The 14,491-nt window shown below is 59.7% G+C and carries 15 protein-coding genes; 10 read left to right on the forward strand and 5 right to left on the reverse strand.

Going from position 1 to position 14,491, the window contains the following annotated elements; all coding sequences use genetic code 11:
* Positions 1-10: 10 nt before the first annotated feature.
* A complete protein-coding gene (locus HYP802_RS0107305; RefSeq protein WP_155831182.1) occupies positions 11-511 on the reverse strand; it encodes a hypothetical protein in 501 nt (166 codons plus the stop codon).
* A gap of 177 nt (positions 512-688) precedes the next feature.
* On the opposite strand from HYP802_RS0107305, the gene HYP802_RS0107310 reads away from it, so the two are divergent.
* The 5 genes from HYP802_RS0107310 (at position 689) to HYP802_RS0107330 (ending at position 3,404) form a co-directional block, all read left to right on the forward strand.
* Positions 689-1,588 (forward strand): DUF817 domain-containing protein, encoded by a 900-nt coding sequence (locus HYP802_RS0107310; RefSeq protein WP_013946521.1) that lies wholly within the window; start codon positions 689-691, stop codon positions 1,586-1,588.
* Positions 1,589-1,677: 89 nt separating this feature from the next.
* Positions 1,678-1,953 (forward strand): hypothetical protein, encoded by a 276-nt coding sequence (locus tag HYP802_RS0107315; protein WP_013946522.1) that lies wholly within the window; start codon positions 1,678-1,680, stop codon positions 1,951-1,953.
* Positions 1,954-2,109: 156 nt separating this feature from the next.
* Positions 2,110-2,313 (forward strand): hypothetical protein, encoded by a 204-nt coding sequence (locus HYP802_RS0107320; protein WP_013946523.1) that lies wholly within the window; start codon positions 2,110-2,112, stop codon positions 2,311-2,313.
* 207 nt (positions 2,314-2,520) lie between these two features.
* Positions 2,521-3,213 (forward strand): hypothetical protein, encoded by a 693-nt coding sequence (locus tag HYP802_RS0107325; RefSeq protein ID WP_155831183.1) that lies wholly within the window; start codon positions 2,521-2,523, stop codon positions 3,211-3,213.
* A 2-nt stretch (positions 3,214-3,215) separates the two neighbouring features.
* The gene (locus tag HYP802_RS0107330; protein ID WP_013946525.1) at positions 3,216-3,404 is read left to right on the forward strand and encodes a hypothetical protein; all 189 of its coding nucleotides are present in this window, start codon (positions 3,216-3,218) and stop codon (positions 3,402-3,404) included.
* Positions 3,405-3,430: 26 nt separating this feature from the next.
* On the opposite strand, the gene HYP802_RS0107335 is transcribed toward HYP802_RS0107330, so the two are convergent.
* Both HYP802_RS0107335 and HYP802_RS0107340 read right to left on the reverse strand, forming a co-directional pair.
* Entirely contained in the window at positions 3,431-4,771 is a 1,341-nt protein-coding gene (locus tag HYP802_RS0107335) for a chloride channel protein (RefSeq protein ID WP_013946526.1), read from the reverse strand.
* A 27-nt stretch (positions 4,772-4,798) separates the two neighbouring features.
* Positions 4,799-6,673 (reverse strand): methylmalonyl-CoA mutase subunit beta, encoded by a 1,875-nt coding sequence (locus HYP802_RS0107340; protein WP_013946527.1) that lies wholly within the window; start codon positions 6,671-6,673, stop codon positions 4,799-4,801.
* A 219-nt stretch (positions 6,674-6,892) separates the two neighbouring features.
* Between HYP802_RS0107340 and HYP802_RS0107345 the strand changes: the two genes are divergently transcribed.
* On the forward strand, positions 6,893-8,332 hold the full coding sequence (locus tag HYP802_RS0107345) for a helicase HerA-like domain-containing protein (RefSeq protein WP_013946528.1): 1,440 nt from the start codon (positions 6,893-6,895) through the stop codon (positions 8,330-8,332).
* A 126-nt stretch (positions 8,333-8,458) separates the two neighbouring features.
* Positions 8,459-8,755 carry a DUF4236 domain-containing protein gene (locus HYP802_RS0107350; protein WP_013946529.1) on the forward strand — a complete coding sequence of 99 codons (297 nt, stop codon included), beginning with the start codon at positions 8,459-8,461 and terminating at the stop codon, positions 8,753-8,755.
* 74 nt (positions 8,756-8,829) lie between these two features.
* Here the strand turns inward: HYP802_RS0107350 and HYP802_RS0107355 are convergent, their stop codons facing one another.
* Both HYP802_RS0107355 and HYP802_RS0107360 read right to left on the reverse strand, forming a co-directional pair.
* Complete coding sequence (locus HYP802_RS0107355; RefSeq protein WP_244420973.1) at positions 8,830-10,086, reverse strand: patatin-like phospholipase family protein; 1,257 nt, start codon at positions 10,084-10,086, stop codon at positions 8,830-8,832.
* 237 nt (positions 10,087-10,323) lie between these two features.
* Positions 10,324-10,914 carry a superoxide dismutase gene (locus HYP802_RS0107360; RefSeq protein WP_013946531.1) on the reverse strand — a complete coding sequence of 197 codons (591 nt, stop codon included), beginning with the start codon at positions 10,912-10,914 and terminating at the stop codon, positions 10,324-10,326.
* Positions 10,915-11,613: 699 nt separating this feature from the next.
* On the opposite strand from HYP802_RS0107360, the gene HYP802_RS0107365 reads away from it, so the two are divergent.
* From HYP802_RS0107365 to groL, 3 genes are all read left to right on the forward strand, one after another.
* Positions 11,614-11,943, forward strand: coding sequence for an H-NS histone family protein (locus HYP802_RS0107365; RefSeq protein WP_024275455.1), 330 nt, complete (start codon positions 11,614-11,616; stop codon positions 11,941-11,943).
* Positions 11,944-12,395: 452 nt separating this feature from the next.
* Complete coding sequence (gene groES, locus HYP802_RS0107370) at positions 12,396-12,710, forward strand: co-chaperone GroES (RefSeq protein WP_013946533.1); 315 nt, start codon at positions 12,396-12,398, stop codon at positions 12,708-12,710.
* A gap of 39 nt (positions 12,711-12,749) precedes the next feature.
* Positions 12,750-14,396, forward strand: coding sequence for a chaperonin GroEL (gene groL / locus HYP802_RS0107375; RefSeq protein WP_013946534.1), 1,647 nt, complete (start codon positions 12,750-12,752; stop codon positions 14,394-14,396).
* The last annotated feature ends 95 nt before the right edge of the window (positions 14,397-14,491 follow it).

The following is a 14,491-nucleotide window of genomic DNA, read 5'->3' on the forward strand; positions in this document are numbered from 1 at the left end:
GGGGGAAGGTTTAGCGGGGTTTGCGGTCCAGGAGGTAGTCCCTTCGGCGCAGAAGCAGATCGTAAACGACGCCGAAAAAAACTCCGCTTAATGCGGCGCGGATCAGATCGGCGCTCTGGGCGCCCGGCGGGGCGGGCGCTAAGGGCGTCAGGATGAGGTAAATCGCCTCCGCCAGCAGGCACCAGAGGATGGCCGCCAGCGCTACGAATTTCAGCAGGCGAAGAGTTCCGGTACTGGAGGCTGCGCCGAGAAATTTCGCCGCGGGTGGGAAAACGAATATCCCCACGGGTAGGAACCAGATGAAGGCTGCCAGCAGGGTCGTCGGCATGTCGTTGCCGAAGTCCTTGACGGCCGCTCCGGCATTCCCTGTGCCGGAGACGCGGGGATCGGCCAGGATGACGAGCGCGGATGCTGCGACGAACGCCGAGATGAGGCCGCTCAAGAGGCCCATCAGCATCAGGCGTGGCAGCGAATGGCTCGGTGCGGGGGATGGACTGGTCGGGGCAGTCAAGGCGAACTCCTTTGCGTCGCGATCACTTGGCATACCGGCCGTGCCTAGGGAAGAGACGGGATGACAGTGTCGAAATTCGACGTTTCCACGTCGATGCTGCAAGCGGTCAGCCTAGGGCTCATAAAGCCATAAACCTCGGCATGATGCGTAAAGGGGGCGCCAGTTTCAGGGTGCAATATGCAACGCAAAGTTTCCGGGGATGCTTCGCAGCGAAGCGCAGCCCGACAGTGGCCGCCGCTTGCGCGCTTCATCGATTGGGAAGCGCGGATTGGTGAGGCGGCGGAAGCACACGGGCGGCTTTCTCACTTTGCCTACGAGTTCGTCCGCTTCGGTGTGAAGCAGGCGTGGGCCTGTCTGTTCGGAGCTTTGCTTCTTGCGCTGCTGATCGCGACGCATTTTTTCTATCCGAAAGGGGCGGTGCTGGCGCGATACGATTTTCTCGTTATCGCTGCAGTTCTGATCCAATTGGCGATGCTGCTTTTCAAACTTGAGACGTTCGAAGAAGCGAAAGTCATCGTCGTGTTTCATGCCGTCGGCACGGTGATGGAAATCTTCAAGACGTCGGTCGGATCGTGGATCTATCCCGAGGCGAGCCTGCTTCGCATCGCGGGCGTGCCGCTCTTCACCGGCTTCATGTATGCGGCGGTCGGTTCCTATATCGCACGCTGCTGGCGGCTTTTCGATTTCCGATTCACGCGGCACCCGCCGGTCTGGGTGCTGGGCGTTCTAAGCGTCGCCATTTATGCGAACTTTTTTGCTCACCATTACGTCCGGGATTTTCGGGTCATTCTCTTTGCGGCCGCCGTCGTGCTCATCGGGCCGTGCACGGTCTATTACAGGATCTGGAAGACGCACCGCCACATGCCGCTGCTGCTCGGGCTATTCCTGGTGGCGCTTTTCATCTGGTTTGCCGAGAACATCGGGACGTTTACGGCTGCGTGGGCTTATCCCAACCAGCGGCACGGCTGGCAACTTGTGAGCGCCGGAAAGCTCGGTTCGTGGTTCCTCTTAATGTTGATTTCGTATACCCTTGTTGCGTCGCTCCATCGTCCGAGCGAAATAAAAATCGAGGAATGAGCAGTATATTGTTTACCTCGAACTGTGGTCCCGACGGATATCGGTCGCGTTTCGTCGTAATATCTGCCGTCATTTCCTGGAAACGTCCTATGCGCAACTCAATCATCTTCATGGCTTCGGCGATCTCGGCCGGATTGTCGGCATCAAGCGCCATTGCCGAGAGCGGGCTCGAGCCGCCGATGGATCTTCTGGCCGCGCAGCTTCGTACGCAGGGATTTGCGTGCGATCATCCAGACAGCGCGCGACTAGAGAAGGACGCATCGAAGCCTAACGCCAAAGTCTGGATCGTTGCGTGCAAGGGCGTTCACTACCGGATGACGGTGGTGCCGGATCTCGCTGCGAAAATCGAAAAGCTCGACAACTAGTCCAGCTGCTCTTACCGGCCGAAGCGCGTCGTTCGCTTTCGCGGCGGCGGCGCTGTCGGTTTGTCACTCCGGTAACAGCGAGAGTTTGGCGTCGTGTTCATTCTCCCACGCATCGGCCTGCCATGGCCGGAGCAATTTTGAGATGGGAGGAGTGTCATGTCTGCTGTCGCTGTTGGAGCTGCCGGAGCTGCTATCGTCACTGCCGCGACTGTGCTGGCCGCGGCTTTTCCAGACACTCAGGCTCTGCTGTCGCCGTTGACCGAAGGCGGCAACGAATATGCGGTGCCTGCGGCGTCGGTGCTCGCGTCGCTGCCGATCCTCGGCGTCATGGCCGTGCTTGCTGTGTCGGGCCGCGAATAGGTTTGCGCAGCGCTACTATTGGGCTCTGACCGAGCATCGCGCGTGCCATTCTCCTGCCTTTGTTAGCGTTTCATTAGTCGTTGGGGCACGGGGGGTTAGAGTACGAAGCTACCTTGCCCGTGTGTGTGTGTTTTGAAGGGTGCCGCGGCACCGGTGCGGGCCGGCGTCGACGAGCAGTCCCATCGAGTATCGCGTGGGGTGTGCGTCGTGAGATTTAAGGCAGTTTCAGTGGTTCTGGGCGCGATCGTTGCGTCGACATTGTCCACTCCAACGAGATTAGGATCCGGCGGCGCGGCCGATGCTGCCGATGCGATCCCGCCGGCGCAGCAGCGTCCGCAGGCGATCAAGGTTCCGGAGTTCGTTCCGGTCGTCAATTTCAGCGAGTTCGTTATGGCGATGCAGGCGTTTGCCGCGCAGAATCCTCCGGCGGCGCGGATTGCGGCGGAGGAGTTAAGCGCTAAATTTGCATTGAACGGCGATGCGAAGCCGGCGGACGCGCAACAGATCGAAGTGCGTAAGCCCGACCAGCAAATGGCTGCCGCTACGCCTGAGAAACCGGCGTCCGTTATCGTCACGCGACCGGTCGTTACCGCGAGTATTTCAGAAGCGCCAGCAGAACCGGCGGTTCCGGCTGTTCCCGATCCGAACGGGCGCCCGACGACGGTTGCGGACCCCGTGAAGATTATCACCGGCTATCCCGGTAAGACGGCGGAGACGACGTCGAAGCGGCATAAGGCCGAACGCAAAGTCGCATCCGCAGGCCGCGAACGCTTGGCGAAAAAGTTTCAGCCAGCGATGGGGCTCGGCATGATGATCGACTCCGCGGAAGAAGCCCCGCCGATGTCGGCTCTGGCTCAAAAAAAAAGCAAAGTGAACGCCGGCTCCCGCGGCATCGAATAGTCGTGGAGCGCGAAGCGCAGCCGACCAAGACAGCTGCCGTCGAGCAGCCGCAGCAGGCGGGTGCCGATGAAAAAGCCGGTGCTAACAACAAGGATTTTCAGGTCGGCATTCCGGGGCAGTCGATGGAACCGCTGATTTCGAAATGCGCAAAGACCGAAAGGTCGTGCATCGGCATCTTTTGCGGATGCTGAAAGGAGGGGCAAGTGCCCCTCCGGTTCTATTTCTTCAGTTCCGACGGCAGCGGATTGAAGCCGTGCGATAGCGCGTGATAGAGCGGCTCACGCTGGATAAGGCGCGAAATGCCTGCGGCGAGCAGCGACGTCGCCATCAGCGGAATGACCATGTTCCGGTCGCTCGTCATTTCCATCACAATCACGACGGCGGTGAGCGGCGATTGCACGACGGCGGCAAAGTAGCCGACGGTCATCATCAGCATCAGGGCGCGCGGTTCGACGAACGAGAAGATCGGCGTGACCATCGAGCCCAATCCGGCGCCGACGGCAAGCGACGGCGAAAAGAGACCGCCGGGAATGCCGCTCGCCGACGACAGGAGCGTCGTGATGAGCTTGCACGGCCCATACCAGAACGGAATGTGATTGCCGTCCACCAGTCCGGCATGCGTTTCCATATAGCCGTTGCCGGACGCATATCCGCCCGTTGCGATGCTGAGCACCGCGACGATGAGGCCGCAGACGGCGGCGAAGACGGCCGGACGGCGGCGGAGTATCGCGATGAAAGATGGCGGCTTGCGCACGAGTACGACGAGCGAGCGCGAAAAGAAGCCGCCCATGATGCCGCCCAGCAGTGCGCAGATCGGGATAGCGGACCAGTCGGCGGCATGCGCCATATTGGCCGAGACCACACCGAAATAAGCGTAATTTCCGAGGATGAACCAGCTCACGCCGCCAGCGATCGCGACAGAGGCGATGACGAGTTCGTTGATGCGGCCGGCATAAGATTTGGCAACCTCCTCGATGGCGAAGAGAATACCGGCGATGGGCGCGTTGAACGCCGCGGCGATGCCAGCCGCCGAGCCTGCGAGGACCAAGCCGTTGTGTCGTCCGATGCCGGCATAACCGGCAACCGCATACATGACCGAAGCACCGACCTGAACAGTCGGGCCTTCGCGTCCGACGGATGCGCCGAAGATCAGTGCAATCGTCGTCATGATGATCTTTGCGACCATCGTCGGCCAGCCGAGAATGCGTTTCCGGAAGGCGACGATCTTGCTCCGCCGCGCGGCGATGACCTGCGGAATGCCGCTTCCCGAAGATGCCGGGAACCAGCGTGCGGTGATGTAGGCGAGCACGGCGAAGCCGATGGGCGACAGGATCAGCGGCAGCCACGGCGAGGTGTGCAGCATCCGGTAGTAGATGTCCTGCGCCGCGTCGGCGAGCTTGGCAAAGCCAACCGCGGCAAGGCCGATGCAGACGGCGCCGAGAAGGAAGACGCAGCGGCGAAGCCAAAGGCGGCGCGAGAGGCTGACATACCTATAGCGGCGCAAATGCAATTTCCGACGGATTGCCGCTTTGCGAGCGGCTTGTACTTTTGAATCCACGTCTCGTCGTTTCCTTGGCTTTTTCGCTCAGGCCAATTTGTCTTGCAGGCCTTTCAGCGTGGCGACCGCATCGGCCCCGGCAAACAGGAACTGATCGACGCCGGCGGCCTTGAGCGCTGCCTCGTTGTCGCCCGGTCGACCGGCCATGAGCACGAGTTTGGCGCCTGCGGCTTTCAGAGCTTTTGCCGTCGGTTCTGAAAGGGCGGCATTGACCGCGTCGGACGAACAGATGCACGCGGCGGTCGCTCCGGATTTACGGAAGGCTTCGGCTGCAGACTCGGGCGTCTTGTAGCCGTCGCTGACGAGCGTCGCGATGCCGCCCGCCGCGAGGTAGTTTTTCGTCCACGTCGTGCGGATGTTGTGATCGACGATCTCGCCCATGCTGGCGAGGAAGAGGTTGAAGCCGCCGTGTGCGTCCGCCGCGTCGCGCAGCGCTTCGAACGCTTCGCCGAGGCGATGCGGTTTCAGCGGCGCGATCTCGACGGCGGCATTCGCCGTTGGCGCCGAAGCTGCCGGCCACGGATCGGCATGAACGCCATCGTCGCCGAGCAGCGGAAACGCATTCACACCCGTCAATTCCTGACGGATCGTTGCGACCGACTTGGCGCGCGTTTCCGCCGTCTTCGCGATCATTTCTTGCACGAAGCCCGATTGCAGGCAGGCGAGAAGGCCGCCGCGGGCTTCGATATCCTGGAAAATTTCCCAAGCTTTCTTCGTCATGTCGTCGGTCAGGTTCTCGACGTACCAGGAACCGCCTGCCGGGTCATTGACGCGGCCGAGGTGGCTTTCTTCCTGGCAGACGATCTGGATGTTGCGCGCAACGCGGCGCGCGAATGCATCGGGCTTGCCAAGTGCGAACGTGAAGGGCAGCACGACGATGGCGTCGGCACCACCGAGAGCAGCGCCTGCGCATGCGATCGTCGTGCGTAGGATGTTCGTCCACGGATCGCGCTTCGCCATGATGCGATAGGACGTCGGGCAATTGAGTGTGACGGCAGATGCCGCATCGCCTGCGCCGCAAGCGTCTGCAACGCGCCAGATGAGGTGACGCGCCGCGCGCAATTTTGCGATTGTGGAGAATTCATCGATGTCGGCTGCAAGCGCGACGTTGATTTTCGGGAGTGCTTCGGCAGGAGCGATGCCACCCATGTCCGCTGCACGCAAATAAGCAACGAGCGCCGACAGCATGAACGCAAGCTCTTGCGCTTCGCTGGCGCCTGCGACGTGAGCCGGGACGCCATCGGCCGTCATGACCTGAACGCGCGGTGACGCCATCGTCGTCTTCATCAAGGCGACGGCGCGTGCGAGCGCCGTCTCGACCGGTTCCGACAAGCGGCCGGTCATCGCCAGCGTGCCGAGCGGATCGGCGCCGAACGAGCCCTGGCGTTCGGCAGGCTTAATGCCTTTTGCGTCCCATTCCGCCATCAGCGCGAGGGCAGCGTCGAAGACGTTTTCTCCGGCAACAAGGACGATGGGGCAAACGTCAAGCAGGACGCCCGCGAGCGCCTCGGCGAATGCGTCCTTGGTGGCGGGCAGGCCGTCGCCGCAGACCTGAAGTGCGACGGATGTCACGCCGCCTTCGAGATCTTCCAGAATTGCCTTGTTCGCCGCTTTAGGGTCGGACTCGATGTGGAAGGTGCGAATGTCCCAGCCGAGGCCATCACGTGCGGGCCTCATGCCGCGGGTGAGCGGGGGCTTGCCTGGCAGCTCGTTTACCGTGCTTTGAAGCGCGTCGCGGCGGGTATAGAGCGGCTCGATCTTCAGACCGTCGGCCGTGCGGCTGACAAGCCGTTTCTCGAAATCGGCGCCTTTCAGCGCCTTTTCGACGAGGGCGCGCCATTCATCGATATTGGCGGCCGGAAAATCCTGGGCGAAATGCAAATCTTGCGTCCGGGTCGTCATACAACTTGGTTCCCAAATCATTAGGGGCGTTATCGATAGGGTATCTTTCCGGTATACCCCCTAAAGCAGTTCGTGCGAGCCTGAAATTGCTATGTGGCTTGGCCGAATTGCCGCGCTGGGGCGAGGCTAGGTTGACGTTTGCGTCGGCTGGACGGGCGTGGCATCACGGCAGGAATGGCCGCCGCGCGAGTCGGCCGTTTCGATACGCGAGGAGGCACTATGACCGGCAAGCATGGGCCCGAGGACAGTGGCGAAGCGGTCGCCGATCCTCGCGACTATGTCCAAGATGGCTTGATCCTCATTGGTGTCAGCAAGTCAGGCCACGAACCGGCGGCGGAATGTATCGAGCTTGCGCTGGCCAACCGGCATGGTCTTATCACAGGCGCGACTGGTACCGGCAAGACCGTTACGCTTCAGGTGCTGGCCGAAGGCTTCTCAGCGGCCGGCGTTCCGGTTTTTGCTTCCGACATCAAGGGCGATCTTTCGGGTATCGCTGCAAAGGGTACGCCTGCGCCGAAGCTCGTCGAGCGGGCGAAAGAAATCGGGCTGACGAACTACGGCAACACGTCGTTCCCGACGGCGTTCTGGGACATCTTCGGTAAAGACGGCCATCCCGTTCGCGCGACCGTGCAGGAAATGGGACCGTTGTTGCTCTCGCGATTGATGGAGCTGACCGAGCCGCAGGAAGGCGTGCTCAATATCGCGTTCCGCTGGGCGGAGGACGAACGGGCGGCCGGTGACGCGAAAATGACGATCCTCGATCTGCAGGATCTGCGCGCGGTCATCGACGAGATGGGCAAGAAAGCCTCGACGTTGCGCAGTAAATACGGACACATCGCGCCCGCAACGGTCGGCGTTATCCAGCGCCGTCTCCTGGTTCTCGAAGAGCAAGGCGCCGACCGGTTTTTCGGTGAGCCTGCGCTCGACATCATGGATTTTCTGAAGGTCGATGCGGACGGTCGCGGCGTCGTCAACGTGCTTGCGGCTGAAAAGCTGATGAACACGCCGCGCCTTTACGCGACGTTCCTGCTTTGGCTGTTGACCGAGCTTTTCGAGAAGCTGCCGGAGGTGGGCGATCTCGAAAAGCCCAAGCTCGTGTTCCTGTTCGACGAAGCGCATTTACTGTTCAACGACGCGCCGAAAGCGGTGCTCGAACAGGTCGAACGCGTGTCGCGGCTGATCCGTTCGAAAGGCGTCGGCGTCTATTATGTGACGCAGAGCCCGAGCGACGTTCCCGATCGCGTCTCGGCGCAGCTCGGCAACCGAATTCAGCACGCGTTGCGCGCTTTCACGCCGAGGGAGCAGAAAGCGATCCGCGCTGCTGCCGAGACGTTCCGGTCCAATCCGAGCATCGATACCGAACGCGCCATTCAGGAGCTTCGTGTCGGTGAAGCGCTGGTCTCGTTACTGCGCGGCAAGGGCGAACCGTCGATGGTCGAGCGGACGTTGATCCGGCCGCCGATGTCGCGCGTCGGGCCGCTCACGGCAGACGAGAGGAAGAAGCTCATCGAAGCTGATAGCGACAACGTCAAGAAATACGCCAAGGGCCTCGATCGCGAATCAGCACACGAGCGCTTGCAGGATCGCAGCACGATGCTGGGACAGCTCAAGCACAGCGCCAAGAAAGTCTTTCCCGGTCTTTTTGGCGGTAAAGGCTGACAGCGGAGCGAATCCGTTGAAAGTCACAATTGGAGCCATTAGGTTTTTTCGGAGATTCGCAAAACGCGAGTACCGTGGCGCGTAAATTGGATGACTTAACCGGCAGGCGCCGACGAGGAGACTGAGATGGGATATTTCCGGTTTCGCAAGACATTTACAATTCTTCCCGGCGTTCGCATCAATCTTAGTAAGACCGGTGTCAGCAGCAGTGTCGGCGGCAACGGCGCGACGCTGAATGTCGGGAAGCAGGGGCCGGTGGTGACGTTCGGCATTCCGGGTACGGGTCTTAGCTATCGCGCTCCAGTGAGCCTTGCGATCCTGCTGTTGGTTGTGGCGGCCGTTGCCATCGTCGGTATTACCTATCTGGTCGCGCCGGACGCTGTGAAAACGCTGCTGCATTGGTGGCAACCGCGCTGGTTCTGAACTGCAGCCAAGTTCAGTGGATGAGAAGCGCTAGCGAAAGCTGGCGCTTTTGTTTTAGCGGATGGTGGTTTGTCTTAGCCGTTGCCCGCAGCCGCAACCGGTTCGGGCAGACTTGGGCGGGGCTGCTGACCATCGACTCCGATCGGCGCCACACCCGGCGGATGCTTCAGCCATATGCCGCTGCGGCCGACCTGGACGCCCTTGGCATAGAGAGCTGCCTGATACTTAGGATCGTAGATTTCTTTGGTCTTGTAATCGAACGATGGCGGCACAGCCAGGAAGTTGAAATCGGCGCCACCATCAAGCGCAACGCGGTAGATGTGATAGACCTCGCCCATGTTCTGGCTCTTGATGAGCGTCGAAATCGAGCGGCCGGCGATCTGTAGCGTCGTCGGCTTTACGACTTCCTGGTCCGGGGTGGCTTTGCCGTTCTTTATAATGAAGTAGCGGCGGATCGGCGGCTGATCGTAAAGAACGTCGAAAGCTTTGATGGGCGCATCGACCGGGCTGATGAAGACTTCGCGGGTGGTGCCCCCGTCAACGTGTAACTCGTCATACATTCTGCCGTCGGCGACGACTTCAATCTTGACCGGCGGGAAGGCGGCCGGAATAGCGGCGGACGCTAGGATGACCTTGCGAAACAGCTCGATCGCTTGGGGCGATCTTTTGAGGGCGATTTCGCCCATGTTCCAAACAACGGGGCGCTGGGCATCGAGGTTCGTCGTCAGGACCAAGAGAACGCGACCGCGCTTGTATTGCGCAGCGATCCGGTCGAGAAATTTTTCATCGACATAGTGCGCGATGAGGTTCTGCAGGGGAGCGGTGCTCGAAAGAGCAGGGCCGCCGAAAAGACCTGACAGAATTTCTGGCGTCGCGACTTGATCCTGTTTGTATTGCGTCCAGATGGCGTGAAGCTTTTCGTCTTCGGACGGCCCGAGAAAGGCGAACGGCGCAATGATCGCCCCGGCGCTGACGCCCGTTACGACCTGGAATTCCGGACGGTCGCCGCGCTTCGTCCAGCCGGCGAGGACGCCCGCGCCGAATGCACCGTCGGAACCGCCGCCTGAAAGTGCGAGCGTATCGACGACTTTGCGGCCGGCTACGGTTCTCGTGTTCTTACCTAGCTTGGGCATATGCGCAGTGCGCCGCCGGATTTCGGCGATAGGATCTTTTGGAACTTCATCGCCCCAGAAGCGAACGCCGGGCATGCCCGGGATTTCCGCAGTTTCGGCGAGGGAGGCGCTGGAAATCCCGTTGCGCGTCATAATTGTCGCGCACCCGGTGAGAACGAGCGCGAAGATCAACGTGACAGCAACGTGCAATCTCGGCACGAACACTCGGATCCCCCGCCCCCGCACAATATCCGCGTACTGTATGAGCTTTAGGGCACGGACAAGGCGACGGCAACGGCGCGAAGCGAGCTGTGGAGGCAAGTCTCTGATTTGGCGGACCTTTGAGTGGCTTCCGCGCATCAGTTCGAACGCCGGGTTTGATCGAGTGCCACACATGCATTGGCGCCAGCATTGAAAGCAATGCCGGCGCCAATCGAACATTTCGAGGTTTTACACTTAGCCGACGAGAGCCTCGACGTGCTCCCAGTTGACGAGGTTGTCGAACCAGGCCTCGAGGTACTTCGGACGAGCGTTGCGGTAGTCGATGTAGTAGCTGTGCTCCCAAACATCGACGCCGAGGATCGGCTTGGAGCCGTACATCAGCGGGTTTTCACCGTTCGGCGTTTTGACGACTTCAAGTTTGCCGTCCTTTACCGCAAGCCAAGCCCAGCCCGAGCCGAACTGGCCCTTGCCGGCTTCGATGAAGTCGTTGCGCACCTTGTCGAAGCCGCCGTAACCGTCGACGAGCTTCTGGACGCTGCCCGGCAGCTTGTTGCCGCCGCCGCCCTTCTTCATCCACTGCCAGAAATGCAGATGGTTATAGTGCTGGCCAACGTTGTTGATGAGGCCAGCAACTTTATCCGCGTAAGCGTTCTTGACGATATCTTCGAGCGACTGGCCCTCGTACTTCGAGCCAGCAAGCAGCTTGTTGCCGTTTTCGACATACGCCAAGTGATGCTTGTCGTGGTGGAACTCGAGCGTCTCGGCCGACATGAACGGCGTGAGAGCGTCATAGGCATAAGGAAGATCGGGTAATTTCAGCGTCATAGACGGCCACTCATAATGTTGCGGGGTGGATTGAAAGCCGCGGGAACGTAGCTTTTGAAACCAGCTTACACAAGTCGAAGGCTGAACCCGCGGTTGGCGATGCAGTTCCACTGCGCCGACACCAATCGGCGATTTTCGTCGTTCGCATATCGATCTTCCGGATGGTGGGAGAGATTTAATGGCGGACGCTGGACTTCAAATTCACCGCGCTGCGATCCAGATAAAGTCAACAATTTAATAATTTGAATGCCGTGAGAGCCTTCAAGATCGCGGCAAAGAATGCCAGCCGCAATTTCTTTTTTTTGCCATCAATGCAAAAATTTGTATTTTAGTATCTACACGGATTGTTTGCGGGTATTATTGGAAGAACACGATTTCCGATTGCGATCCGGTAAGGACACGGCTGTTAAGAAGGCTGAATTCGTTGGAAAGATCTCGTGCTATTTCTCAGCCTGAGCGTTTGTTTGTAGGCGCGTTTTAGGTGGTGATATCGCTCCGCTTAAACTAATGAATTGGCGGCATTGAAAAATATGTGATCCGCCATTTCTCGTTTGCGGAATATTCACGAGTATTTATGAGGTTGCGTTGACACGGTGACACATCTCGGAGATTCCTGCTGCGCAGGGGTCGGGATGTGATTACACCGGCGGGCAGGAAATCTAGTAGAGGTTGTCGTTGGTGATGCGAAAAGTAAAATCTATGGCGACGATCAATGTCGACAAACTTTCCCTCAAGGAGCTTGTCGACCTTGAAACGAAAGTTCAGAAGGCGATCGCCGCCGCTCGGGACCGGGAACGCACCGAACTAAAAAAGAAAGTCGCGGATCTTGCAGAAACACACGGATTTTCCGTGGCCGAATTATTTGGTGCAAGCCGCGGACGCGGCGCAGTAAAAGGCAAGTCGATCGGCGTTGCGAAATACGCCAATCCTGAAAATAAAGCCGATACCTGGACGGGGCGCGGTCGTAAGCCGAACTGGCTGGTCGAACGGCTTAGGAAAGGTGCCAAGCTTGCCGATTTCGCGATTTGATGCCGCGAAATTGTACGACGGGGCAACTGAGGAAAATGCGCAATTCGCATCGCAGAATAACTGTTTGCGATAAATGAATTGCGCGAGCCCGCTCTTCAGAAAAATGGATTTCAAGTTGTCGCGCGATATAAACATCGCGCGCGATTTGTAATTGCGAGCTGCGACCGCTTTGTTGTTGCAACTTTTGGCCCGGCCATCGGATGGCGGCACGGGCCGCCATGGCCCCGCGCCATTGCAGCGTTCAATAACCCGAACGCCATACTAATGGATCACGTTTTAGCACTCAAGTATTGACAGTGCTAACAGTACGGACCATATATCCGTCGCGTTCGGGCTCGTCAGCGATCCTGCTCGCAGTGCACCGGCGGACAGCAATGCCCGTTGCCTGCGGCCTGGCATCCTAGGCTGCGAACAAAAGACAAATCGTCTAGCCAAATCATGAGGTTACCCCCATGGCGTTCCGTCCTCTCCACGATCGTGTCGTCGTGAAACGCATTGAGGAAGAAGCAAAGACTGCAGGCGGGATCATCATCCCCGACACCGCCAAGGAAAAGCCCCAGCAGGGCGAAGTTGTGGCCGTTGGCCCCGGCGCTCGCGATGAAGCGGGCAAGGTCGTTCCCCTCGACGTCAAGGTCGGCGATCGTGTTCTGTTCGGCAAGTGGTCGGGCAGCGAAGTCAAGATCGACGGCGAAGATCTCCTGATCATGAAAGAGAGCGACATTCTCGGCGTTCTCTCGGCCCCGGCAAAGTCCAAGGCCGCCGCTTAATTTTATCCCCCTATTTGCCAAGCTTAGGAGTTGCTCAACATGGCAGCTAAAGACGTCAAGTTTGCCCAAGACGCCCGCGAGCGCATGCTGCGTGGTGTCGACATTCTTGCCAACGCCGTGAAAGTCACGCTCGGCCCGAAGGGTCGCAACGTCGTTATCGAGAAGTCGTTCGGCGCACCGCGCATCACCAAGGACGGTGTGACGGTCGCGAAGGAAATCGAGCTCGAAGACAAGTTCGAGAATATGGGCGCGCAGATGCTCAAAGAGGTCGCCTCGAAGACGGCCGACCTCGCCGGTGACGGCACGACGACGGCAACGGTTCTTGCCCAGGCTATCGTTCGCGAAGGCGCGAAGTCGGTTGCTGCCGGCTCGAACCCGATGGACCTGAAGCGCGGTATCGACCTCGCCGTTCAGGCCATCGTCGAAGACCTCAAGACCAACTCGAAGAAGGTCGCGAAGGATCAGATCGCTCAGGTCGGCACGATCTCGGCGAACGGCGACGAAATCGTCGGCAAGAAGATTGCCGAAGCGATGGACAAGGTCGGTTCGGAAGGCGTCATCACGGTCGAAGAATCCAAGACGCTCGATTTCGAACTCGATGTCGTCGAAGGCATGCAGTTCGATCGTGGTTACCTGTCGCCGTACTTCATTACCAACGCCGACAAGATGATCGCGGAGCTTGAGAACCCCTACATTCTCATCCACGAGAAGAAGCTTTCGGGTCTCCAGGCGATGCTTCCGGTTCTCGAAGCCGTCGTCCAGTCGGGCAAGCCGCTCCTCATCATCGCTGAAGACGTCGAAGGCGAAGCTCTCGCGACGCTCGTCGTCAACAAGCTGCGTGGCGGCCTCAAGGTTGCTGCCGTCAAGGCTCCGGGCTTCGGCGATCGCCGCAAGGCCATGCTGGAAGACATTGCAGTCCTGACGGGCGGTACGGTGATCTCGGAAGATCTCGGCATCAAGCTCGAGACGGTTACGCTGCAGATGCTCGGCCGCTCCAAGAAGGTGACGATCGACAAGGAAAACACGACGATCGTCGATGGTTCGGGCAAGAAGGCCGACATCGAAGCGCGCGTGAAGCAGATCAAGGCGCAGATCGAGGAAACGTCCTCGGACTACGACCGTGAGAAGCTCCAGGAGCGTCTTGCCAAGCTCGCTGGCGGCGTTGCCGTCATCAAGGTTGGCGGCGCGACGGAAGTCGAAGTTAAAGAGCGCAAGGACCGCGTCGACGACGCTCTGCACGCAACGCGCGCAGCCGTCGAAGAGGGCATCGTCCCGGGCGGCGGCGTTGCGCTTCTCCGCGCTGCGAAGGCTCTCGACTCGCTGAAGCCTGAGAACGACGACCAGAAGGTCGGCATCAACATCGTCCGCAAGGCGCTGCAGGCTCCGGCTCGCCAGATCTCGACCAACGCCGGTGAAGACGGTTCGGTGATCGTCGGCAAGATCCTCGAGAACTCGAAGTACGCTTACGGGTACAACGCTCAGTCACACGAGTACGGCGATCTGTACTCGCAGGGCGTCATCGACCCGACGAAGGTCGTGCGTTGCGCGCTGCAGGATGCCGCTTCGGTTTCGGGCCTGCTGATCACGACGGAAGCCATGATCGCCGACGTGCCGAAGAAGGACGCTGGACACTCGCACGGCGCTCCCGGCGGCGGCATGGGCGGCATGGGCGGAATGGACTTCTAAGGAAGTTTTCGCTGGCGCCTTCCGACTCCGCTTCGCGGAGCCGGCCGGAAGGCGCTATCGTTCCACGAAAATCAAAAGCCCCGCAGTGATGCGGG

It is taken from the genome of Hyphomicrobium sp. 802, assembly GCF_000526135.1.
Taxonomy (GTDB): domain Bacteria; phylum Pseudomonadota; class Alphaproteobacteria; order Rhizobiales; family Hyphomicrobiaceae; genus Hyphomicrobium_B.

Excerpts from the sequence above, each read along its gene's own strand:
- HYP802_RS0107315 (WP_013946522.1), top strand. The coding sequence starts at position 1,678 with ATGCGCAACTCAATCATCTTCATGGCTTCGGCGATCTCGGCCGGATTG.
- HYP802_RS0107310 (WP_013946521.1), top strand. The coding sequence starts at position 689 with ATGCAACGCAAAGTTTCCGGGGATGCTTCGCAGCGAAGCGCAGCCCGA.
- HYP802_RS0107365 (WP_024275455.1), top strand. The coding sequence starts at position 11,614 with ATGGCGACGATCAATGTCGACAAACTTTCCCTCAAGGAGCTTGTCGAC.
- HYP802_RS0107350 (WP_013946529.1), top strand. The coding sequence starts at position 8,459 with ATGGGATATTTCCGGTTTCGCAAGACATTTACAATTCTTCCCGGCGTT.
- HYP802_RS0107345 (WP_013946528.1), top strand. The coding sequence starts at position 6,893 with ATGACCGGCAAGCATGGGCCCGAGGACAGTGGCGAAGCGGTCGCCGAT.
- groES (WP_013946533.1), top strand. The coding sequence starts at position 12,396 with ATGGCGTTCCGTCCTCTCCACGATCGTGTCGTCGTGAAACGCATTGAG.
- HYP802_RS0107360 (WP_013946531.1), bottom strand. The coding sequence starts at position 10,914 with ATGACGCTGAAATTACCCGATCTTCCTTATGCCTATGACGCTCTCACG.
- HYP802_RS0107340 (WP_013946527.1), bottom strand. The coding sequence starts at position 6,673 with ATGACGACCCGGACGCAAGATTTGCATTTCGCCCAGGATTTTCCGGCC.
- HYP802_RS0107320 (WP_013946523.1), top strand. The coding sequence starts at position 2,110 with ATGTCTGCTGTCGCTGTTGGAGCTGCCGGAGCTGCTATCGTCACTGCC.
- groL (WP_013946534.1), top strand. The coding sequence starts at position 12,750 with ATGGCAGCTAAAGACGTCAAGTTTGCCCAAGACGCCCGCGAGCGCATG.